Here is a 25,923-nt window from a genome sequence, read left to right on the forward strand (position 1 = left end):
ACTGTTTAATTATATTTTTAAAACCGCCGTCTCCTGCTTTTGCTAATCACCAACTATGACGTTTATGGATTTTGTTGTAAATCTGGTTGAGCAAGAATTTCACTTTCTGGCAAATATTCAATAATTACATTTGAAAATGGATCAACTTCGAAAAATGGATCATTTCCTCGAAGATGAGTTCCAGGATAAGTTCTATTCAATACTCTGTTATTTCTATACACATCAAACTTTCTATGTCCTTCATAAGCAAACTCTAATCTGCGCTCTTTTAATACCAAATCAAGTACACTTACTTCAGCTGTTACATCAGCAGTTGTATACTCAGCTTCTGCTCCAATTGCACGCTTACGAATTACATTTACATTTAGAAGTGCACCTCCAACATCACCTTTCTTAGCTAATGCCTCAGCTTTGTTCAAGTACATTTCTGCCAATCGAGAAACAATAGGCGACCACAAATGACCACTATTCTCCTGACCAGAACATTTTGTAATAAAGTACTTTGGATAAGTTTGACGAGTAGCCAACTTCTTGGTAATTCTTAATTTTACCGGATCGCCTAACAATGCAGTTGAACCTGTAGTTTTGTTGATTTGATAAGGAGTTACTGTATAGTTCGTTACTCCTCGCTTATCATCCACAACTGCTGTAATTGGCACCTCTTTCTTCACGCTTCCATTGTCATGAGATAACACCTGATACAGAGTTGAGAAATCAGCACTTACTGAATCCTGATGGAATAACAATCCATTTATTTTTTTCATTTCTTCGCTATCATTGGAACCATATGAATTTAAACCATACCATACTCCCCAGAAATCATCAGCATTTTTATCGATTTCCATAGCAGTTACAAATGCAGCTCTGGCATCATCTGCCCACTCCTCAACAATATCACGATAAGTTACAGAAGCATAAAGCTCACCCCAACCAGAACCTTGCAAAGAAGGATTCCCCTGGGCATCAACCTGAGCATACATTCCCGAGAAAGTATACCAATTATCCCACTGTCCTGGATTATCAGCTCCATCAACATATCTTAAAGCAAAAATGGTTTCAGAGTTCTCATCTGGAGTATATTTTGGATACTTCTTAAAATCATCCTTAGACAACAAGTTGAAACGTCCTGAGTTGATTACTTTATCAGCATAAGCAATTGCATTATCGTTATCCTCCATATACAAATACACTCTGGACAATAAAGCTTGTGCAGCTTCCTTGGTTACATAACTTGCAGTCTGCTCTAAACTCAATAACGACTCAGCTTTCTTTAGGTCGGTAACTACTTGTTGGTAACATTCCTTCACTGTAGATCTTGTAGGTTGGTCGTTAACATCATTGGTTAACTTCAAAGGAACACCTAAGTTTGATTCTGGGCTTTGAACGTATGGACGACCAAAAACATTGGTCAAATGAAAATGCAACATGGCACGCAAATAGTAGTTCTGACCAATCATATGATCGATCTCAGCACTTTCTCCTTCAACCGCACGAGCAATAACCGTATTACAACCCACAATTGCTTTGTAAGAAGCAGTCCAAACAGCCTGTTTTCTATATCCTGTGGTCTGACGCTTATAATTGTAGATATAGTATAATGGATCGGTAGTGGAACCACTCAAAGCTACATTATCACCAGCGTATTCTCCAAATCGGTAAAAATTGTTTACCCACGACCATCCATCAGCAATTCCTTTTCCTTTTAGAATAGCGTAGTTCCCAAGAGTTAATGCTTCCAAAGAGTTACTCGATGAATAAACATCATCTTTCTCAATTGTCTCATAAGGCTCACGATCCAGTTCACAAGAAGTAATACCTACAAGTAGAACCGATGCAAGACACCATTTATATATATTTTTAATCATTTGTATCTTCTTTAAATTACTATTATAAACTTTTTACTTTCTCAGTTTAGAATGAGAAGTTTAATCCAAACATGTATCGTTTTGGAATAGCATAATCTCCATATGTTTCAGCTTTTCCATCATCGCTTACTTCAGGATCAATTCCTGAATAATCTGTTAGAGTAATTAAGTTTTCTGCAGAAACGAAAAGGCTTAAGTTCTTCAGGAACTTTAATTTTTCGATATTCGCTAATGAGTAATTAAGAGTTATATTTCTAAGTTTAATATAACTTGCATCTTCAATATAACGAGATGATGTTTTGTTCGATAAGCTGTTACCTCCATTAAGGGCCTGAGGATGAGTTGCAATATCACCAGGCTTCTGCCATCTGCTCCAACCACTGTGTAAGGACATGGCATTAAAAGTTGAGTAAGCACCATCGTTATCATACAACTCTCTTGTTGCATGATAAATATCAACACCTGAAACAAAATCAAGATTCATACTCAATGTGAAATTCTTATAGCTCATTACAGAAGTTAATCCACCAAAGAAATCAGGGGTTGATGTACCAACCATTTGAAGTGTTGCTTTGTTCCAATCGCTAGTCATAGTAACTCCGCCATCTTCGCCAACAACTTCCCATTCTGGCTTACCATTCTCAGAATTTACACCAGACCATTTGCGCATATACCATGTGTCGATATCTTCACCAACTCTACGCAATTTATTATCTTTGATAATATCTTCACCTTCGTAAAGTTCAGTAATCTCATTGCGGTTGAGTCCTACATTTGCATCAACTCTCCAAGAGAAACCATTGTCTTGTGCTTTAAAAATATCAGCTCCAAATACCAACTCGAAACCTTTGTTCTTTACAGCACCAATATTTTCCCAATAACCTTTAAAACCGGATGTTGCAGGAAGAGCTACATAATACAATAAGTCCTTGGTATCCTTAATGTAGTACTCCATACTGATATCAAATCTGTCGAACAATCGAACATCCAATGCAAAGTTGGTACTATATGTTTTTTCCCAAGTGAGGTCATCATTCCCCAACTGTTCTGCCGAAACTGTTGGTGCACCATTATATTGATTTGCGATAGAGTAAAGCTCCTTACTAGGATGATAATTATCTGGCGTATTACCCAATACACCATAACTAGCACGAAACTTCAGTACATCGATTTCATTAATATCAAAGAAATCCTCATTATGAATATTCCATCCTCCACTTACCGAATAGAAGTTTCCATATTTGGTATCTTCACCAAATTTGGATGAGCCATCGCGACGGAATGAGAATTGAGCCATATAACGTGATGCATAGGAGTAATTTGCATTGAATAGATATGATTTGAATGCATAGTTGTCTTTTTTCCCTTCAATTCTTTTCATTTCCGAACCTGCATTTAAAATTTCAGATCCCGATACGATTCCAATTTGTTCTGCCTTAGTAGTTGAGTACTCATAATCATTGAACTCGTATGCTCCCATTACCGTAAAGTAATGCTCGTCAACTGTTTTTGTATAACGCAACAATTGATTGGTAAAACGATTCAAACTTTTCCAATGATAGTTTGAAATTGCACCATTATCGTTTCTGCCTGATGTAGATTGTGGGTCAGTATAACCTGTTTCTGAATGATGTTGATAATCGAAACTATTGGAAGAAACAAAAGTTAATCCTTCCATCAACTTCACATCAAAACCAAAAGATGGAGACAATCTTAAATTAGTTGATTCTGTGTAATTCCATTGTAAATTGTAGATTGAGTTGCTTTTATCACGACCAATCCATCCTGAGCTTGGATCTGTTGGATCGATGATATTTCCTTCAGCATCTCTTGGCTTATCGTATGGCATATTCAGGAACATTTCACTAACTCCCTGTTGCTTATCAGTAACATCACGATAAGTGAAAGCCATTTTTGGATGTAAGGTCAAATAATCATTCACCTTATAATCTATATTCATGCGTCCAGCATAACGAGTATAATCATATCCTTTTACAGCTCCTTCTTCATCATACAAATTACCAGAAATGTAAGTTCTTATTTTATCGGTTCCTCCCGAGAAAGAAACACCATAATCCTGAACAAAACCAAGCTGCGTACCTTCATCAAACCAATCTGTATCTATTGCTTGATTTTCTTCAGTAAACCACTCAAGGTCAGCATATCCATTACCAAACGATTGAATATATTCAGTCATTTCAGCTGCGTTCATCATACTAAAATTACCAAGTGAAAGATCTGTAATACCTGTTTTTATAGATACATTAATTACATCTTCTCCACCCTTGGCACTTTTGGTAGTAACCAATATTACACCATTTGCAGCACGAGATCCATATAATGCTGTTGCCGATGCATCCTTTAAAATCGAAGTAGACTCAATGTCTTCAGGATTTAAGTGAGGAGCTTCAGCTTGTATAATACCATCAACTACCCAAAGAGGGTCAACACTACCACTTAAAGTAGATTTACCACGGATACGAATTTTAGGTGCAGCACCAGGTTGCCCTGAACTCTGAGTAACCATTACCCCTGCTGCTTTCCCTTGTAACAAATTGGCAACATTAGGTGTAGTTATTCCTTTTAAATCCTTAGAATCTACATTGGTAACCGATCCGGTTAAGTTTGATTTCTTCTGGACTCCATATCCTACCACCACTACTTCTTCCAAACTCTCAGTATCTGATTCTAATTTAAAATCAATAACAGTTTGGCTTCCAACTAGAATTTCCTGAGTTTGGTATCCGATAAAAGAAACAACTAAAATGTTTGATTCATTTTCAGAGTCGATACTGTAATTTCCATTAAAATCGGTGGTAGTCCCAACAGTTGTTCCCTTAATCCACAGGTTTGCACCAATAATGGTTTCCCCTGATGAAGCATCGGTTACAACACCTGTAATAGTTCTCTTGCCGCTTTGTGCGACTGCTGTTGCTGTCAACAGAACAAGAACCAGTGCAGTACTTAATACGCGACTAAGATTTTTGCACGTTTTCTTCATGTTTTTCATTAGCATTTTTTTCCTAGATTAGTTAGTAATCGGGTTATTCATTCGCTTAATGTCTTTAGCTATTAATTATGCTTCCAACATTGAATCAACCCAAATTTGAAAAATACTAACTTGATTCTTGGGTAAATATTCCGCGATAAGGTGGAGATTTTAAAAAGCTGGCCATTTGCCAATTTTTTTCATCCTTGATTTTAAGCATTAATAGATAGGAATGAATAGTATTTAAAGGCCATACAGAAGCATTTGAGAAATCCTTAATCGAGAAACAAAAGGTTAATATTTCTCCCTGACTATGCTTTAGTGGATATTTTAAGCAATAGAGAGTGATTTTTCAGCATTTACCTATTATTTAAGCACATAAAACATCAAGAATTTTATTTTTGATGTACATTGTAATGCTTTTATAAAGTCTGTAAAAAAAGTGTGTAATATAGCTTGACAGGCTATACTATGATGCGTATTTTTGATAATTCCTGAAGAACGAGAAAGATTGACTATGTGCCTAATCAATAAATACAATTCTATGATTTTAGTATTGGTGTTACTACTAACATCAATTACATCATTCGCCAACGAAACTACCAACTTTATTCATCTTCAAGCAAAGTACAATGGACAACAAACCAATGCCACCAATGTAGTTGAAGATTCGAAAGGGTATCTTTATATTGAATCATATGATGGCCTGTTAAAATATGATGGCTATGATTTCAAATTAATTCCTCGATCTAAAATATTTAGTAAAAAAGCTCACTCAAGCTCTCTGTTTAAATTGTTAAAGCAGAAAAACCAGAACATTTGGGCCGTATCTCGAAAAGGAGATGTTTCAAAATTATTGCCATCAGGTAAATTTCAGGAGTATGCTTCAACAGTGAATAATCCCAACGAAGATTATCAGTTGGAATCAACAAATGTGGGAGATACAATTATTTGGATGGGATCAAACAATGGAATGGTGATTGGTCAATCAACCAAAAGCAAAAAAGTAATCAGATTCAACATTCAATCGAACGAGAATATTACTTCTATTTCTCAGGATAACAGAAATAATGTTTGGTTTGGAACAGGCAAGGGACGAATATTTAAAGGCAACATTAAAACCCAAAATTTGCAAGAAATAAAGGGACCTTTTAGCAATCCATTTAATACAATTGTACTTAGTACCGATAACTACAATAACCTTTGGATTGGTACGGAATTATATGGTTTCTTTCATTACGACACCAAGACCAAAAAATATGAAGACTACAAAGAAAAAGACCTGAAACTTAATTTTATTCCTTCCAATATGATTATTCGTATTTTTAAGGATAGTAATGGTTTTATTTGGATGGGAACTGATGGTGGAGGACTTTATAAAATTGACCCAAAAAGCAAACAGGTTAAACGCTATACGCAACAAAAAACCAATCCTTTCTCCTTACAAAGCAAAACGGTAATTGGAGTTGGTGAAACCAATAACAAAGACATTTGGGTGTTTACAAATTACGGCAATATAAATATCATTCCAACAGAATCGAATACAGTTGGTTATCATTGTGGTAGTGTAGATGGATCGCCAACCCGAATTTTATCAGTACTAAAAACTAAAGATGGCAACTTATGGCTAGGAACGGATGGAGAAGGCTTAAGCAAAATTAATACACAGGGAAACCCTACTTACCAATACATTGCAAACACAAATTCTTCTAAAGGAATTCCAGGAAACTACATCCAAGCCATTGCGGAAGATAAAAATGGAAATTTATGGGTAGGAACCTATTTAAATGGTCTGGCTTTTTTCGATAAAAACACCAATCGATTTATCCGAATAAAAACTGCTAACCAATATGGTCAAGTTGGAACTGATGTTCGCTCCATTTACATCGATAAAAAAGATAGAGTTTGGATAGGTAGTAACATCGGAATCTTTGTTTTTAATAACAAACAAAAACAAATCGCTTATTTCCAGCACAACAATCAGGATTTACAAGGAAGTATTGCCGAATTCTTTATTGAAGATGAAACCGGACAATTCTGGATAGGAATGTTTAATGGTGGTATTTGTTTAATGGATGAGTCATCCAGTCTGCAAGATTCCAGATTCATTACTTATAAATTATCAACATCAAACAATATTACAGAAAGTAGTGTACTGCATGGCGTAGCCGATCAAAATGGATTCTTATACCTGATTAATGGGTACTCCAAAATAGTGCAGTTCGATATTCACAAAAAAGAAGTGGTACCAATAAAAGGTTTCTCTTCTGACCAAATACATGGCTGCGTTGCAATTATTTCAAGCGATAAGGATAACATTTGGCTTTCCAAGAACAACGGAATTTCTCACCTTGATTTACATTCGAGCCAAGAATACTTTTACACCTGGAAAAATGGCATTATTAAAGGTAAATTCCTTACAGGGAGTGCTTTTCAAGATTCTGACGGAATCATTTACTTTGGGGGAATAGAGGGGGTCAACCACTTTAACCCCAACAGCATGCAAACGCAAAAAAAAGACCTAAATCTGTCTATCAATCATATAGAGATTGTGAACCAACATGCTGATGAAATTATTCCTGAACAAGTTGCCAACGGAATCGAGCAAACCAAAACATTGAAACTTAATCACAATCAAACTTCATTCTCGTTTCAGTTTTCTGTGATTAATGATCACCTTGGCCCTAACTATTCTTATGCTTATCGTCTTAAGGGATTTAACGACAATTGGATCACCACAAGGGAAAACAGAGTAGCCACTTACACTAATATTCCTTATGGAGACTATACCTTTGAAGTAAAAGCTGGAACAAAACCCAACGACTGGAACATTGCTGCTAAATCAATCGATATTAAAATTCTTCCTCCTCTCTGGAAAAGGTGGTGGGCCTATACAATTTATGCTTTTCTTCTTTTCGTAATTAGTTTTTTCATTATCCGATACTACATTATGTGGGTAGGCCTAAAACAAAAGCTATTGTTGGAAGAGATTCAAAATGAAAAGAACAAGGAACTTTATGCAATGAAAATGAATTTCTTTGCAAAGATGTCGCACGAAATACAAACCCCTTTAACTCTCATACTTTCGCCTATTGATAATATGATTGAGCGAGCAGAAGGAAATCTATTACTATCGCAACGTTTACAGGTGATTAAAAACAATGCAACACGACTTTCCAGAATTGCAATGGAACTAATGACCATTCGAAACAAGGAAATGGGAAAACTTAAGATTCGTGCCAGTGAAAACAATGTGGTAAATCATTTGAATAAAGTTGCACTATCCTTTATGGAACAGGCCCGTTTTAAGCAAATTGATTTAAGCCTGGAATGTGAATCAAAGAATATCATGCTATGGTATGATCATCAAAAACTGGAACACATTATTTATAATCTTCTGACCAATGCTTTTAAGTTCACACCACGCGATGGAAAAATCACATTAGCAATTAAAGAAGAAACGGATACCAATAAGATATTCATAAAAGTTACCGATACTGGAATTGGAATTCCAAAGCATGATTTAGAGAATATTTTTAATCTGTTCTATCAATCAAAAGATGGAAAAAGAGTAGGAGGAACAGGAATAGGTTTGGCACTTACCAAAGAACTAATTCTTCTGCACAAAGGTAAGATAAAGGTTGAATCTGAAATTAACAAAGGAACCACTTTTACCATAGCTTTGCCAATGGGAAAAGAACATTTCAGCAGTGATGAAATCATTATACAAGATATTGTAGAAACTAAAATTGAAAATACAACCAGTATTCTGACTTCAAATACAGAGCATACCGAAACCATTACAGATGAGAATAAAAAGACATTGCTTATTGTTGAAGACAATTTTGAAATGTTACTATTTTTAGAGGATAGTTTTAAAGCTTATTATAATGTAATCACTGCTCAAAATGGACAGGAGGCATTAGACAAAGCTACTACTCTTAAAATTGACATTATTCTTAGTGATGTAATGATGCCAATTATGGATGGTGTTACGCTTTGCAAGCATTTAAAAGAAAAAAGAGGTACTCGACATATCCCAATTATTTTGCTTACAACTAAAAATGCAACCGCATCGAAATTGGAAGGATTACAATTTGGTGCAATAGAATACCTTAACAAGCCTTTTAATGTAAAAGAGCTATTGCTTAAAGTGAATAACATTTTGGAAGCTCAACAAAGATTAATTGAGCAATACAGAGCCGAAATATTAACTGAAAGTAAGGAGATTGAAGTTCAATCACCTGATGAGAAGTTTATTGAATCCGTAATCGTGGAAATGGAACGAAACTTCGATAATCCAGATTTTCGTCTTGAAGATTTGGCCGAACCGTTAAATATGAGTTACTCCAATATTTACAGGAAATTTCAGGCACTTACCGATAAAACTTTGGTTGACTTCATGCGAACTTTCCGTTTAAAGAAGGCTATTCCTTTGCTTGTAAAACACAACTTCACCATTTCCGAAATTGCATTTCAGATTGGCTTTAATGATCCCAAATATTTTTCGAAGTGCTTTAAAAAGGAGTATGGTGTAACTCCAAAGCAATACAAGCAACAAAACCATTCAACAACTGACAATATCATTGAAAATTAGCAATGACCATATTAAAAAAACACAAATTCCCTTTATTTATTCTGGCAGCATTTCTTTTTGCATTTGCATTTACGGCAAGTCTAAAAGGAATAGATCAGTACACATCAACCGATGAGTATTGTGTTTCCTGTCATGTTCATACTCATGCCGATAACAGTTGGAAACAAGCAAGTCATTACAATAACAAAAGCGGTGTAGTTGTACACTGTGTTGACTGTCATCTTCCTCCAAAAGATCATATGAATTATTGGCCTCAGAAGATCAAAGCTGCATCTAAAGATTTGTATTCTTTTTACTTTACCGATCACTCAAAAATCGATTGGGAAGAAAAATCGAAATTAAAACATGCCAAGAAATTCACTTACAATGAATCCTGTATCAACTGTCATGACAACTTGTTTCCTCTTCATCTTTCAAAAAAAGGTGATAAGGCGCATTTATATTACAAGAACAACAAAGACAAACTGGATTGCATCAACTGCCATTTAGACGTTGGACATGGTGGCGAAAAAATGCACAAAGCCAACAAAGCATTCTTGCAAAAAGATAAAATAGCAGAGGCATTTAAAGTGGCAACAATCATTACCAAGTTTGAAAATTTTACAGAACAAATCCCTGGTACAGATGTATCATTTGAAATGATTGCCATTCCCAAACCAGACACGATTGCGACTTTCTTTATGGGGAAAATTGAGGTATCGTGGAATGAGTACAAAACATTCCTTGAGGAAACAGAATCGGAAGGAAGGCTTACTGAAAGTAATGCAGATGTTGATGCCATTAGCGGTGCAACTCCTCCTTTTGGCGATCCATCGCAAGGCTGGGGAATGGGACAAAGGCCCGCCATTACCATGACATGGCATGCTGCTAACACCTATTGCAAATGGCTTTCGCAAAAAACAGGCAAAACTTATCGCTTGCCTACAAAAGAAGAGTGGATTCATGCCTGTAAAGCAAATAGCAATGAAGATTTTTTCTTTGGAGGCAAGATAAAAGACTATAAGGAACGCAAGCTTCCTGTGAACCTATTCCGATCTCCCGATGAAAAAATCAATGAATATGTAATTTGGTCCGGGAACAGCAATGAGAAAACATCTTTGCCAAATCAGGTAAAACCTAACCCTTTTGGACTAGTCAACATGCTTGGCAACGTGAAAGAATTTTGTTCTGATGAGATCAATATCAATGGCAAAACAGAACATGTTATCATGGGTGGATCATTCAATAGCAAAGCAGAAGATCTACCATACAATAAAATCGATCACACACAGCATGAGGCCTGGATGATTACAGATCCACAAATTCCGAAAAGCATTTGGTGGTATTCAGATTGTACCGATGTTGGATTCAGAGTAGTTTGTGAATTTCCTAATAAACAAAGCAAGAGTCATGAATGAATCATACGAACAAAGTCGCAGAAAATTTATCCGCAATGCAGCAGCTGCAGGTATAATTGGTGCTGTTGGTTTTAATAGTCTTTTCACTTCTTGTAAGGGAGGCAAGCCAAGGGAGTATGATTTTCCACCTATGCTACCTACAGCCCCCGACGGTCCGCTTTTAAAAGCCGGAGTGGTTGGGTGTGGATATCGTGGAACCGGTGCTGCCATTAATTTCTTAAATGCAGGTCCAAACCTGGAAATTGCAGCCTTGGCAGATGTTTTTCAGGATCGTGTTGATGCTTGCAGAAAGCAAATAAAAGAAAAGAAGGGTGTTGAAGTATCGCCTGACAAATGCTTTATTGGTATCGATTCTTTCGAAAAACTGATGGAATGCGATTTGGATATCGTGATTTTGGCAACTCCGCCTCACTTCAGACCACAACATTTCGAGGCATGTGTTAAGGCACAAAAACATGTTTTCATGGAAAAGCCTATCGCAGTTGATCCGGTTGGCGTACGATCGGTAATGGTTTCGGCAGAGAAAGCAAAAATGCTTGGATTATCGGTAATAACCGGAACCATAAAGCGTCATCAGCAAGATTATATAGAAACCTTTAAGCAGGTAAATAATGGTGCAATTGGAGAAATTGTATCGGCAAATAGTTACTACAATGTTGGAAAACTTTGGCATCGAAATCCTCGTGCCGATTGGTCAGAACTCGAAAATATGATTCGCAATTGGGTAAACTGGTGCTGGCTTTCGGGCGATCATATCGTGGAACAGCATGTTCACAACCTGGATACCGTAAATTGGTTTGTTGGCAAACATCCTGAAAAAGCCCTTGGCTTTGGTGCCCGTCATCAACGAATAACAGGCGATCAGTACGACATGTTTAGTGTGGATTTCGTGTATGATAAAGACATTCATTATCACAGCATGTGTCGTCAAATTAACGATTGTTCCAATTCGGTTTCCGATAGAATTCAGGGCACCAAGGGATATACCAATTGCGAGAATAGCATTTTTGATTTGGATGGAAGCATAAAATGGACATTCGATTATCCAAAGAAAGGAACAGGCAAAAACATCAGCCGATTGCAAACCAATCCTTTCGATCAGGAGCATATCGATTTGGTAACTTCTATTCGAACCAACCAGGCAATTAACGAAGCATTTCAAATTGCAGAATCTACCCTAACAGGAATCATGGGAAGAATTTCAGCATATACAGGCAAAGAGGTTAGCTGGGATGAGATGATGAATTCCGATTTGTATTTGGGCCCAAAAACCTACACCATTGGCTCAGTAGATATCCCAAAAGAAGTTCCTAAACCGGGAAAGGCTCCTGCGAATTAGAAATATCGCAGGTAAATATTTTTTAACTTTTGTAAGTTACGATGTATATCAGGGGTATGATACGCTCGATACCTTTACCATGTCACTACCGATATCAAGGGTATGATACGGTCGTTATCCTGACCATGTTACTACCGATATCAGAGGCCTGACATTGCTGAAGACAGAAAAATGTTCAAGTTGTAAATCATGAATAACAAAAAACCCAAAGGTCAGATTGAACATCCTCACTTTGGGTTTAAAAATCATAATTTAAAACAAACTATTCTTTCATCTCCGCTTGTTTCTCTTCGGCCCAAGGCACCAATTTCGATTGATAGTAATTGATCTCCTGAAACTCGAATCTTGTTTTTTGTTTTCCCAATCGAACTTTGTATTCATCCCAGGAATTGTTTTGATCAGGTGACCAACCCAATTCAGCATAGCCCAATAAACGAGGGAAAGTTAGATATTCAATGTCATCCATTGTTTCGATGGTTTCGGCCCAAAGAGGAGCTTCTATACCGATAATATCCTCTTTATCGATTCCTTCCACATTTCCTTCTAAGGTCCAATTGTAAGCTTTATCCACCTCAAGATAGCCTGCCCAATGCAATCCTAGTGGCGAGATTGAGTCATACTGCATATCCATATACGCACGAGTTGCCGGCGACATTAGTATTTTAACGTCCTGTTCAACGGCTTTTAAAGCGTTTTTAGGCTTGGTTTGCCAGAACTGTGCAACAGCACTTTTATCAAGCTCAGCAGCGGCAATATCTGCCCAACCCATTACTTTTTTATTGTGAGCAAGTACAATCTTTTGCACTCTCTCGATAAACTTGATGTAATCTTTCTTCTTGGTTGCATGTGATTCATCACCTCCAATATGGATGTACTCACCAGGAGTTAAAGCAGCCAATTCACGAATTACATCATCAATAAATTTGTAAGTAATTTCTTTATTGGTTGCCAAAGTACTAAAACCAACACGTGTTCCGGTATATGCTTTGCGAGCCTTTCCGTCAGCATTTAGTTCTGCATACGAAGCCAAAGCAGCATTGGTATGTCCAGGCATGTCAATTTCAGGTACAATGGTAATAAATCGATCAGCTGCATACTGCACAATCTCTTTGTATTGCTCTTGCGTATAGAAACCACCTTCGCCTCCACCTACTTCTGTTTTTCCACCAATTTCGGTAAGCTTAGGCCATGATTTAATTTCCAATCTCCAGCCCTGATCATCTGTCAAATGCAGGTGTAAAACATTCATTTTATAAGCTGCCAGGTAATCGATGTATTGCTTCACTTCATCAACATCAAAAAAATGACGAACCACATCCAACATGGCACCACGATATCCATATTGTGGATAATCTTCGATGTTTCCGCTTGCAATTAACCAAGGGCCTTCTTGTTTCTTTTTAGATTCAATTTTAGCAGGCAACAATTGACGTATGGTCTGAATTCCTCTATACAATCCTTCTGCTTTATAGGCTTGTAAAGAAATTTTACGAGGATCAATTGTCAAATTGTATCCTTCTTTGCCTAACTTTTCAAATTTGTCATCAAGAATTAAGGATATGCCTCGGCTGCCCAGTGGCGTTTTTAATTCTTTAATTTTGGGTTGAAATCCTGTTGCAGGTGCAATCAGTTCCACCAAATGATTTGCAATTTTCTTAGCTTCCTCATTTCCTGTTTGGATATGAATTTGAGTATGCTTGTTCCACTCAAAAGAGCTTCCTGTTGCTTCCAATTTTACAGGTTTCGGAATCAGATTTTCTTTCGCTAAATCCATTGGAACCGGCTCTTTACAAGATGTGAATACTAAAGCAATAAAAAGTACAAATAGTAAAGGTTTTAGTTTAGTCATCGTTGTGTATTTTGATTGTTTTTTGTTGATTCAAATCATGATACGATCTTCTCATCGTTCCAAATTAAGGCTGCCGCTCCCAATATTGCAGCATCATCGCCCAATTGAGAAGGCAACAACTTCACTTTGTCCTTGTATAGGAACAACATATTCTCATCCATAGCTTCTTTCACGGGATCGAATAGCAAGTCACCTGCCTTAGCAAGTCCTCCAAACAAGAAAATAGCCTCTGGAGCTGTTACTGATGCCACATTGGCCAAAGCTTCCCCAAGCATTTTTCCAGTGTATTTAAATGTTTCCAATGCTACAGAATCACCCTCACTAGCCGCTTCAGCAACCATTTTTGCATTCAGGTTATTAAAAGGAATATCACGCAAGGTACTTTCCCCTAAATGCTTTGCCAATAATTTGTATACAGATCTTTTTACACCTGTTGCTGATACGTAAGTTTCCAAACATCCTTTTCTACCACAAGCACAATCTCTACCTCCCGGGCGAACAATGATATGTCCTACTTCTCCAGCGAAACCTTCATATCCATATAGTAAATCGCCATTAACAACAATTCCACTACCCAATCCTGTTCCCAAAGTAATAACCATGAAATCAGACATATTTTTGGCGCCACCAAAAATTCTTTCTCCTAATGCAGCAGCATTGGCATCATTGGTAACTTTTACCGGAACATTTAATTTCTCATTTACCATTTTAGCAATTGGCAGTGTACCTTTCCACCTTAGGTTAGCAGCATTCTCGATTGTTCCGGTTCTATAACTACCATTCGGAGCCCCAATTCCAACACCAACAATACAAACTTCGGTTTCAACGTTCTCAAGCGAAGAGTTTATCTCCGCAATCAAATCCTCAATATAATCCTCAAAGTGCTCTTTTGTTTGGGTCGGAATATTTCCCTCAGCTATAGTATTCCCCTTAGAGTCAATGCATCCAAATACGGTATTTGTTCCACCAATGTCGATTCCAATTGCTATTTCTGTCATTGTATTATTAATATTTTCTTTCGACCAATAGGCCAATTAATTATTCCAGGCAAAGAACTCCAAAAGATGAAGGAATGTGAAAGTCTAACTACTCTGAAATTGTTTCATCCAAGAAATCCACTTAAAACCTGCTTCAATATTTTCGTCTGGTAAATTTGTGCAAAATCCACGATACAATCCAGTTTCGATTCAATTTTCTTTTACCCCAAAAACACCTTTCAATGATTAAGAACCTATTAACCTAAGCTCGATATTGGTTCCTAATAAAAAAAATGGACCGAAGGGCCTAAACCCTCCGATCCTATGGTATTTGTGTGTGGTACTAAAACGGATTTTCTTCTACAGCTTTTTCCAAATCTTTAGCCATTGTAACAAACTCCTCGGCGGTCATTTCTTTCATGTAAACCAATCCGTGAGTTGCTCTTACCAATGGATGATCATTTTCGTAGAAGAAGTTTTTACCCAACAAGAGTTGAATTTGCTTTAATTGCTGTACCCAAACTTTTTGAGTCAGCTCATTAAACTTGCCATCGTACTCATAACTTGGGAATGATGCATTTACCTGACTCATGTAACATTCGGTAAATGAATTCTCCAATACATCAAGAGAGTTTAAGGATACCGGCACAATATAATCTGCATCTGCCGGATGATACTTGAACCAAACATTTCTGTATCCAATAATTCTTAATTTAGAAAGATCCTCTTCTTCTCCCCACTCCTTAACAGCTCCTGCAATTGCTTGCAATACTTTGTAGTGAGTATCAGGACCACTTCCTTCCGGATCCATAGCCAAACTGATGGTAGTTGGCTTGTATTTTCTAAATTCTTCCAAAACCGGAAGCATATCTCTGTTCTTTTCAGGAAGTTCAGTAAAAATATCTCCCTTATAGAAACCTAAACGCAAGTGGTGAACATTGTTTACCGGAACCCCGAAGTGTCCCCATACCAATTCTTCTTCGAACTCACGAACCATACCCTTCATTTTCTGAACCTCTGGTGAGTTCTTTCCACCATCGTAGGCACTTTCCAGCTCGCCAATTACACTTGCAATTACTTTATTTAAATGGAACTTATCCTGTACTTTCCAAATTCCTACGATCGATCTGATCACACGGTGACACAAACCTCTACGTTTGCCATTCTCGTTACGCTCAGCAACTGAGTTCAAAAAGTGAGAAACGTCTTTGTCCCATTTCTTATCATATCCTACTTCAAAGAAGTCAGGATATTCCAACATTTGAACTTCATCATTTGAAATAAAGTTCTGACACTCTTTTAAAACGCCAATGATAAATCCATTAGTAACTGCAGTAAAACCAGAAGTCAAAACCGAAAAGTGAATTTCGTTGCTAGCAGAACGTACCTGACGGTTAATGTAAGGCATAATACCTAATGCGATATCATCATGATGCGGACCTGTATGATAAACCACCTCATCATTATCAGCTTTCATTCCTTTTTCAAGCTTATTTTGGATTGCATCGATAACCAACTGTACCGTATCCTCACTTAAATTAGGTATTTGACTGGTATATGGATCAGCTTTTAAATCTTCAAGCGTTAGGTGATGTCCATATTTATTAAGTTTCTGACACAAATCAATTACTGCTTTCTCAGTTTTTGTTTGTGTCCACTCACCCTCTTTGTAGTATTGATTTACAGAATCGGTAAGCTTACATGCAGCTCCGGTTGTTAGGTAAAAACGACCATTTTTCTGACGTTGAAGTACAGAAGCAGGATAAACAGCATCAGGCTTACTTTCCAATGAACCTTTTACAATATCTGCCTTAGCTTCACCAGCTGCAAAAATAATTGAAACAGCATCTTTATCGTGAGTAATTGTATCCAAACCAATGGTAATCACCAATCGGTTTCTCGATACTTCAATTCCTCCCAAATCACCAGCAGCAACTGCTTGTGTTTCAAAGTTGGTTTTGGTTAATCGTGTAGTTGAATAGTGATCCGAACCACGCGTATTAAATGCGATGTGACCATCAGGACCAATTCCTCCCAGGAAGAAACCAATTCCACCTTTTTCACGAATCTTCTGCTCGTATTGTGTACACCAATTGTCAATCATGAAGATTGAATCTTGCTGCATTTTCTCTACTTCACTTGTTGCTTCACGGTAACGAAGCGACAAATCGATATTGTAATCCGGGAATACCTCAAGGAATGATTTATTATCAACCAAAGGAATTTCCTCTGAATTAATTAACAAAGCATTCTCTTTCTTCAATCCAAATCCTTCAATGTAATATTTCATCACATAGTTGTAAAAACTATTGTGCTGACGAGGATCAATCGGATAAAACTCATCGATTTGAACAAATTGTAATCCACTCAAATCAGGCTTAGCCATTTCGCCTAACCCGTATTGAGAACGAATTTCAATTCCTTTCTCATTGTCCCAGTTTTCCAACAAAAACTGCGTGTATTTGATAAAATATTCAGGAGTTTTACCCGTAGGTAAACTAATTACTCCATTAGGGTTTTGCTCCGCCCATTCTAAAAAGCGCAGCGAGGTCATCAATCCTAATTTTGGGAAATTATCAACCGTAACATATGGAATTTGGGCTGTCATTTCCTGCATTCCTGATAATTCATAGAATGCTTGCTCTACTCTTGATTCAAATCTTTTTTCCATTTCTCTCTAATAAATCTTTTTCGGCTGAATCTCCACCACACAAGGAGAAAACGGCTTGTTATCTATGAGTTAGCTTTTATTACACACAATTTTAGGCAGACAATTCCTGACAATACTGATTCACCACCTGGTTCATCTCTTCAAACTGTTCTTCCATGCTTGTAAGCAACTTATACTGAGCATGAGTTCGAATTAGATTGTGTTCCGGCGATTTCACTTTGTAATAATTGTCTCCATCTATATAATCCATAAGGAATCTTAACACCTGTTCGTAAGTAATGTACTTGGCCGAGAAAGCAAGATATTCCAACTCTTTTTCCGTTAGGAACGAAATTGTTTCTCCCAAATAACCTTTTGTATAAGCTGTGAAAATTTCCATATCCATGCTTACATTATCAAGGTTCTCATCATCCTCCAAACCAGTGTTTGTATATGATCTCATTGCATCACCATAATCATTCAATACTGTACTATTCAAAACAGTATCCAAATCGATAACGCATAAATCATTTCCATCCTGATCGAAAAGAATGTTGTTGATTTTAGTATCGTTGTGAGTTACACGGGTAGGAATGGTTCCATTTTCAACCAACTCCCAAAACTTCAACATCTCCTCACGACGCGACTCAACCCATTCAATTTCCTTCTGTAAATCTTTTTTTCTACCTACAGGATCATTCGCCAATACCTCATCCCATTGCTTAAAACGGAATCTGATATTGTGAAATCCTGGAAGAATATCAACCAAAGGCTCTTTCATATCGGCCAACATCGCCTGGAATTTTCCAATTCCTTTTCCACCTGCGAATGCCAATTCGGGACTATCAGCAGCTTCATAGGTAATATTGTCCTTAATGAACATGCATATCGTCCAATAATCATTATTCTCATCTGCAAAATAAGGAAGCCCTTCTTCAGTAACATTAATCGTCATAGCTTCTCGACTAGTATCTCCTCCTGCAGCTTTAATTTTTGCTTTCAGATGAGCCGTTACTTTTTGAATATTCCCCATCATTCCGGGAACATCCTTAAAAATGTTGGTATTCTTTCTTTGTAGTATATAATTTGGTGATTCTTCTCCCTCTGTAGTGATCAGAAAAGTATCATTAATAAATCCTTCACCTAATGGCTTAATATCCTCGATCTTTCCTTCCAATACGAATTTCGAAGCAACATCAAACAATTTATCCTTCATAATTTATCTTTAAATGGCGTATCTTAATGCAACACCTATTTTCAATTTATTTCGTTCTTACCTTATGTCCTTTTATCCCGTAGTATAAAATGTATAGGAAACATGGCACACAAATCCAATATGCATTTTGTCCTCCTACAGCATCTTTCACGAATCCATAAAGAGTAGGAATAATAGCACCACCAACAATTGCAATTACCATTAAAGATGATCCTGCCTTAGTAAACTTACCCAAGTCGGTCATAGCTAAAGGCCAAAGAGCAGGCCACATCAACGAACATCCCAAAGCCATAAATACAATGAAGAAAATAGACCATTCTGCTGGTACTAACACAACCATTAGAGATCCAAACAAAGCAGCAATCGCACAAATTTTAAGTGCAGCAGCCTGACTAAGATATTTAGGAATAAAGATGATACCACAGATATAACCAATCACCATTCCTACCGGAGCAATCCATGCATAATATTCAGGGTTTGCTAAACCTAAACTCTCTGCATAATCTACCAAGGTTCCAAGAGATACTGTTTCAACACCAACATATAGGAACAAAGCAAATACTCCTAAAAGTAAGTGTGGAAATTGCCATACTGATGTTTTATTCGCAGCATATGGACATTCTTCAGCAGAATCTTCATCTTCTCCAGCAGCTTTCACCTCAGGAAGTTTAGCTACCAAGGCCAATACACCCAATAAAATGAAAATCGCAATAATGATATAGAAAGGAACATTAATATCGGTAAGAGCAACATCCTTCACTTCTTTACCAATTACCAATGCCAGGAATAAAGGAGCAATAGGCCAAGCCAATTTATTGGCAACCCCCATATAACTCATTCTTTTTGCAGCACTTTCCATTGGGCCTAAAATGGTGATGTACGGATTTACAGATGCCTGCAAGAAAGTATTTCCCATTCCACTAATAAATGAAGCTACCAAAAACAATGGAAGACTTTCCATTTGTGCAGATGGAATAAACAAATAGAATCCCAGAGCAAACATCAGAAAGGACAATGCCATTGTTTTCTTATATCCGATTTTCCCGATTACCAATGATGCTGGATAACCAAATATTAAGAATGCAGAAAAAGTTGCTGCAATAACCAAGTATGATTCTGCAGATGAGATTCCTAATGTTTTATTCAATAAAGGAACGATATAACTATTAATTCCTAAGGCAAAACCAATTGCAAAAAACATCACCCCAACCACAATCAGTGGGATCATGAATTTCTTTGTTCCAGAGTCTGTTGTTTGTGTACTCACCATAACAATAAATTTATTTTCAATTAATGATTTTCTATAATTTAACGCTTATGGTTTCTCTCCAACTAGTTACATCTCACATCGCAGAAACCATGTACTTACAATACTATTCCCAAAGTTTCGAAGGATAAACACCTTTCTCAATCAACTTATTAATTGCATTCTGTGCCTTTTCCTTGTCTTCTTTATAAGTCACTCCAAACCATTGAGCATTCGACTTCAATACTTTAATCTGAGTATCTCCTTCTTCAATAATTTCAGCTACAACCGAAGGAATAAAGAATTCAGACTTCAACTGATCACCTTTCTCTTGAAGGAAAGTTTTAAACTGACTATCTAAATGATCGAAAAGCTTAGGAGTAAATCCCCAGAAATTCATTGATACAGTTGCATCCTCAGGAAGTGGATACCATTTCTCATCTTCCAGGTAAGCAATATTTTCCGGTAGTTTCTCGATATGAGTTCTTTCTACAACTGTTTCCAAATGATCGTTTTCATTGGTAGCACAAACTCCTCTTGATACCGAACCATTCTCAGAAATTGTATTCGCCAACTGATAACCAACCATGCAGTTTTCCTGATCACTAATTGAATTTCTCAAGTAATCGGCAATGGTTTGAAAAGCTTCCACTCCATAATAATCATCGGCATTGATTACAGCAAAAGGTTCTTTAATACAATCCCTTGCCATTAAAATAGCATGCCCGGTTCCCCATGGCTTTTCTCTTTCAGGATTATAGCTTGCTCCTTCCGGAACTTTGAATAATTCCTGATTCACGTAATCCACATCAATCTTACCAGCTAGCTTTGCATTGAATAATTCCTTAAATTCTTTTTCGAAACTCTCGCGAATTACAAATACAATTTTTCCAAATCCTGCCTTTATTGCATCGTGAATAGAATAATCTATAATGGTCTCATTTGATGGTCCAATCGGATCCATCTGTTTCAATCCGCCATATCGACTTCCCATTCCTGCTGCTAATACTAATAATGTTGGTTTCATGAGTTTTTTCTTTTGTATCGATTATCACACAAAACTTCAAGTAATTTTAATTGGTAAGCTATCCGTATAGCTACTATTAAAACTTACAAGTTCGTTCCATCTGTATTTTTTATATTTATCCTTAAGTCATTGATAAAAAGAAATTGATTCCCGCAGAACACTACTACTACAATTGAATATTAAACCAAAGTTTAACCATGCGGGAATCAATAATTTCTCTATTAATCTAAACTTAAAACACTTCTCATCACATTTGCCATTGTTCCCATTAATGCTGAATCATCCAGCAAATCGGAACAAACCAATTCTGTTTCAGAACTAATTCTACTCATGGCATATTTATTCATCGACATGGTAACCGGATCAATCACAAACTTCCCAGCATGTGCAATTTTTCCTCCAATAATTACCATTTCCGGATTCAACAAGTGAATCAGAGTAACCAGTCCTTTTCCCAAATACTCACACATTTGGTTCAACTGATCTATTGCAAACTGATCTCCCTGCAATATGGCTTCTACCACTGCTCTTAGATCAATTTTTTTATTTTCTTTTTTGTAATTCGCTAAAAGTGTAGGCTGTCCCTTATCAACAGCTTCTCTGATATTTTTTACCAATATCTTTCCTGAAGTTAAAGTCTCAAGGCATCCAATTTTGCCACAATAACAAAGCTTGCCTTCCGGATCAATTAAAATATGACCAAACTCCCCTGCAAAACCGTTTTTACCAGAATGAAGTTCACCATTCAAAATCATTCCAAGACCAATACCATTACTTAAATTTAAGCACAGTACATTTTCCTTGTCAATTGCTTTACCAAACGCTTTCTCTCCCAAGGCCATAGTTCGGGCATCATTGTCTAGCAACACATTTATACCTAGCCTATCTCCTAAAACACGAGCCAAACCATTTTCAGCTACCGACAGATGAGTATGACTTAATCCTTGTTTGGCATCAACCAAACCTGGAATCGAAATTCCCACAGCTAGAAATTTTTCTCTCGATATTCCCAATTGGGAAATCATTGACTCAATCTTATCTACTAAAGAATTTAAGTAATCATTACTATTCTCCAGATCAAAATACTTTATCTCTTCCCTAAATATTTGTTTGTTCGATAAATCAAACACAGCCAAATTCAAAGTATGCAAATTGATATCTACACCAATTACATATTGATATTCGGAGTTTAGACAAAATAAATTTGGACGACGACCTCCTATTGATTCTCCAACACCTTTATCCAATAACATTCCATAGCTCATCAAATCATCTACCAATGATGCTACCAATGGTTGACTTATTTTAACAGCTTTAACAATTTCGGCAATTGATGCGGCACCATTATAATATAGGTGACGAACAATTTTACGATACTGTTCCTGTTTTCTTTTTACAGAATTAGCTACCCCTTGCAGGTTCTTTTCATATAGAAATTGTGGTCTCAAACGTTTTCCTTCTATTATTGATTTGTAATCTGAGGGTAAAATTACAATTTATTTTTACAAACAAACAATTCTTTTATAATTTTTTTTAAAAGTATTCGTTTTTGATTCTAATACTCTCAAAAAATCAAGGGAAATAAACGATTAGGGATATAAAAAAGAAAAAGGGCCTTAAAAAGGACCCTTAATCAAAGAAAACCAATTAATTATGCTATTAAAACCAAAATCCCGGGACACCACTCCCAATTTTTGGGAAACCATTATAAATGATTTCGCATAGATAATTACAAGCTGCGGGCCAAAAATCCTTTTGCCCTGTATATGTGTTACTTAAGAAAAAACCTATTAAATTCCTCACAGCAAAAGTGTCCGATAGCATCACATCTAATGTTCGCAAACGAACAAAAAAAGAGGACTAATTGTCCTCTTTAAATACTTTAATAATAAGTCTGATCTCCCGAACTACTCTTTCCATGTATCCAAATCTCCCCATTTCTCAAATAAAGCTTCTTATCTGCTTTTCTATTGCCAGCTCTTAAATTTCCCGACGATGCCACCAAATCAAAACTCAATTGGTCAGGATCATTTCTTAACTTCAAATCAATATTACCTGAAGTAGTATAAAAGAATGCTTCACCAACCAGCAACAAATTATTCCCTTCAATATCCCCGGAACTAGCAGTCAAATGCAAGTACACTTTTGAATTATCAATCTCCATACTACCTGAGCTCGATACATTCTTTAATCTTCCAACAAGATTATCAATTTCTATATCTCCTGAAGTAGTTCTTGAAGAAATATCTCCTTCAATGTATTTAAATTCCAAGTCTCCTGAAGATGCCTGCGTTGAGATATTCCCAACTACCTCCTTAATTTCCTGATCACCCGAAGTAGACTCCATGTCCAAATTACCAATGTGATTTTTTACGGAAATTTCACCAGAAGAAGTCTCCAATTCTAAATCGCCCTTTATATTTTGCATACCAATATCTCCCGAACTAGCATGTATCGAAGTGTATTTAGCAACAAGACCTTCACAATAAACATCGCCCGATGAATTTTTCACCTGCACTTTAATATCAGCTGGAACCTTAAACTGCAATTTAGATTCAATTCTTCCACTAAATGAAAATGGTGAATCAATCCAAACCATCAGTTTATCTCCAGATACATCATATTTTATCTCAAACTTCTTATTTCTGAATGATGACCCTTTAATTTCACCATCAAACTTTACATCTGCCCTATCACTACCAATAATTTCAACATCACAAAAAGAACCTTTTACCTCAAGTTTATCAATACCATCGAACACCTTGTGTTCTTCTGCATAAATGGTTTGTGAAAATAAATTTGCTGAAGAAAGCAGACATAAACCCAATACCACCAATTGTATAAATCTCACTTTTGTTTTCATTTCTTATATATTTTTAGGATGAATGCGTAAATTCAAATACTATATTATGACGCTTATTAAGCAAGCTTAGTTACAGTCAATAGCTATGACTTGTAAAATCAATTTCACTATTTAGAATCTTTATAAATTAATTACTATATTTGCCCTCTCAAAATGTAACATATGAATTCAAATACAGATCAAAAGAACAAACTTCACACTACTAGTATTCTTGAAAACAATGAAATATCGCCAGGCGTTTATGTATTAAAATTCAAGAAAATTAAAGATTTTAAAGCAGGACAATACCTTGGTTTGACAACTGATTTAAGCGTAACTCCCAGGTTATACACCATTGCAAGTGGCATTCAGGATGATGAAGTAAACATCCTGTATAACCTAAAAGATGATGGATGGCTAACTCCAAGACTTAGTGAAATTAAACCTGGAACAGAACTATTTGTTACCGATCCTGACGGTGATTTTAATGATGACTCATCTCCTGCATGGTGGATTGCATCAGGAACTGGAATTGCCCCCTTTTCATCTATGTTCCGATCCGGATTAAAAGAAAACAAAACACTTATTCATGGTGGCAGACATACTCATTCATTCTACTTTGAAAATGAATTCCTACCAGAAATGGGTGAAAATTATATTCGCTGTTGCTCACAAGAATCTGGTGATGGTTTGTATAGTGGAAGATTAACCCGATATTTGCAGGATATTCCAGAGCTCCCAAAAAATTGTAGATTCTTTTTGTGTGGTAGCCCTGAAATGGTAGTTGAAGTTCGCGATTTGCTAATCAACCGAGGAGTTGAATACAATAAAATTGTGGCTGAGATCTACTTTTAATCTGATTAATACTGAAGAATGGGGAAAGAGATTCTATTAGGAAAAAGTTTGAATGAATTAACTCAAGTAGTTAAAGATTTGGGACTGCCAAAGTTTACTGCCAAACAAATTGCCGATTGGTTGTACAAAAAAGATGTAACGGAAATCGATCAGATGACCAACTTGTCTTTAAAGGCAAGAACTGCCTTAAAGGAAAAGTACGACTTTGGTACAACTGCATCAACCAAAGTACAAGAGTCGGTTGATGGCACAAAAAAATACCTTTACCCAACCAACCACGAAAACAAATTTATTGAAACAGCTTATATTCCAGATAACGACAGAAACACCTTGTGTGTATCATCACAGGTTGGATGTAAAATGGGATGTTTGTTTTGCATGACAGGAAAACAAGGATTCCAAGGACAATTGTCGAGTGGTGAAATCATCAATCAAATTCGAAGCCTACCGGAAAGAGAAAATCTTACCAATATAGTATATATGGGCATGGGCGAACCTCTTGATAATGTTCCTGAAGTTCTAAAGTCTCTTGAAATATTGACATCGGATTACGGAATGGCGATGAGCCCAAGAAGAATTACCGTATCCACCATTGGTATTATTCCAGGAATGGTTGAGTTTCTGGACAATAGCGAATGTCACCTTGCGGTTAGCTTGCACTCTCCGTTCGACGATGAGAGAAAGAAATTAATGCCGGTACAAAATGTTTATCCTATTAAAGATGTATTGAAAATCATTAAGGACTTTGATTTTGGAAGACAAAGAAGAGTTTCTTTCGAGTACATCATGTTCAAGGGGATTAACGATACTGCGCAACATGTAAAGGAACTTTGTAGAATTTTGGATGGCATCAAATGCCGAATCAACTTAATTCGCTTCCATCCTATTCCAAACACTCCTTTGGATGGATCCGATGATCAAACCATTGAATATTTCAAAGATCAATTGAATAAAAAGGGAATTACCACTACAATTCGTAGATCAAGAGGTTTGGACATTTTCGCAGCCTGTGGTTTATTATCAACCAAAGAGTTGGTAAAGCAACAAGAGAAAGATTTTTAAAACCTCAGAATA

At 36.6% G+C, this 25,923-nt stretch carries 15 protein-coding genes; 5 read left to right on the forward strand and 10 right to left on the reverse strand.

Translation table 11 applies throughout. The annotated features are described in order from the left end of the window. Positions 1-62: 62 nt before the first annotated feature. A complete protein-coding gene (locus BXY64_RS13805; protein WP_120240595.1) occupies positions 63-1,865 on the reverse strand; it encodes a RagB/SusD family nutrient uptake outer membrane protein in 1,803 nt (600 codons plus the stop codon). Between the two features lie 46 nt (positions 1,866-1,911). After that, on the reverse strand, positions 1,912-4,866 hold the full coding sequence (locus BXY64_RS13810; protein WP_170150668.1) for a SusC/RagA family TonB-linked outer membrane protein: 2,955 nt from the start codon (positions 4,864-4,866) through the stop codon (positions 1,912-1,914). Positions 4,867-5,398: 532 nt separating this feature from the next. Between BXY64_RS13810 and BXY64_RS13815 the strand changes: the two genes are divergently transcribed. The 3 genes from BXY64_RS13815 to BXY64_RS13825 are packed head-to-tail and all read left to right on the forward strand — an operon-like array spanning position 5,399 to position 12,187. Next, positions 5,399-9,451: a hybrid sensor histidine kinase/response regulator transcription factor gene (locus BXY64_RS13815; protein WP_170150669.1), complete on the forward strand. Its 4,053-nt coding sequence runs from the start codon at positions 5,399-5,401 to the stop codon at positions 9,449-9,451. Positions 9,452-9,453: 2 nt separating this feature from the next. Continuing rightward, entirely contained in the window at positions 9,454-10,848 is a 1,395-nt protein-coding gene (locus BXY64_RS13820; RefSeq protein ID WP_120240598.1) for a NapC/NirT family cytochrome c, read from the forward strand. Next, positions 10,841-12,187: a Gfo/Idh/MocA family protein gene (locus BXY64_RS13825; RefSeq protein WP_120240599.1), complete on the forward strand. Its 1,347-nt coding sequence runs from the start codon at positions 10,841-10,843 to the stop codon at positions 12,185-12,187. The genes BXY64_RS13820 and BXY64_RS13825 overlap by 8 nt, the downstream gene beginning before the upstream one ends. 262 nt (positions 12,188-12,449) lie before the next feature. Here the strand turns inward: BXY64_RS13825 and BXY64_RS13830 are convergent, their stop codons facing one another. The 8 genes from BXY64_RS13830 to BXY64_RS13865 form a co-directional block, all read right to left on the reverse strand. Beyond that, a complete protein-coding gene (locus BXY64_RS13830) occupies positions 12,450-14,036 on the reverse strand; it encodes a beta-N-acetylhexosaminidase (protein WP_120240600.1) in 1,587 nt (528 codons plus the stop codon). Positions 14,037-14,071: 35 nt separating this feature from the next. Then, positions 14,072-15,034, reverse strand: a complete 963-nt coding sequence (locus BXY64_RS13835; protein WP_120240601.1) for an ROK family protein — start codon at positions 15,032-15,034, stop codon at positions 14,072-14,074. 322 nt (positions 15,035-15,356) lie between these two features. Beyond that, entirely contained in the window at positions 15,357-17,684 is a 2,328-nt protein-coding gene (locus BXY64_RS13840) for a glucosamine-6-phosphate isomerase (RefSeq protein WP_120240602.1), read from the reverse strand. Between the two features lie 91 nt (positions 17,685-17,775). Next, entirely contained in the window at positions 17,776-18,879 is a 1,104-nt protein-coding gene (locus BXY64_RS13845; RefSeq protein WP_120240603.1) for a phosphotransferase enzyme family protein, read from the reverse strand. A 46-nt stretch (positions 18,880-18,925) separates the two neighbouring features. Next, complete coding sequence (gene gluP / locus BXY64_RS13850) at positions 18,926-20,149, reverse strand: glucose/galactose MFS transporter (RefSeq protein WP_211334503.1); 1,224 nt, start codon at positions 20,147-20,149, stop codon at positions 18,926-18,928. 103 nt (positions 20,150-20,252) lie between these two features. Beyond that, positions 20,253-21,152 carry a nucleotidyltransferase family protein gene (locus BXY64_RS13855; RefSeq protein ID WP_120240604.1) on the reverse strand — a complete coding sequence of 300 codons (900 nt, stop codon included), beginning with the start codon at positions 21,150-21,152 and terminating at the stop codon, positions 20,253-20,255. A gap of 221 nt (positions 21,153-21,373) precedes the next feature. After that, on the reverse strand, positions 21,374-22,600 hold the full coding sequence (locus BXY64_RS13860; protein ID WP_120240605.1) for an ROK family protein: 1,227 nt from the start codon (positions 22,598-22,600) through the stop codon (positions 21,374-21,376). A 434-nt stretch (positions 22,601-23,034) separates the two neighbouring features. Next, complete coding sequence (locus BXY64_RS13865) at positions 23,035-24,015, reverse strand: DUF4097 family beta strand repeat-containing protein (protein WP_120240606.1); 981 nt, start codon at positions 24,013-24,015, stop codon at positions 23,035-23,037. A gap of 162 nt (positions 24,016-24,177) precedes the next feature. Here BXY64_RS13865 and BXY64_RS13870 point away from each other — a divergent pair, with 162 nt between their 5' ends. Next, complete coding sequence (locus BXY64_RS13870) at positions 24,178-24,849, forward strand: ferredoxin--NADP reductase (RefSeq protein ID WP_120240607.1); 672 nt, start codon at positions 24,178-24,180, stop codon at positions 24,847-24,849. An 18-nt stretch (positions 24,850-24,867) separates the two neighbouring features. Further along, entirely contained in the window at positions 24,868-25,911 is a 1,044-nt protein-coding gene (gene rlmN, locus BXY64_RS13875) for a 23S rRNA (adenine(2503)-C(2))-methyltransferase RlmN (protein WP_120240608.1), read from the forward strand. The last annotated feature ends 12 nt before the right edge of the window (positions 25,912-25,923 follow it).

Origin of the sequence: Marinifilum flexuosum (genome assembly GCF_003610555.1) — a bacterium.
GTDB lineage: Bacteria > Bacteroidota > Bacteroidia > Bacteroidales > Marinifilaceae > Marinifilum > Marinifilum flexuosum.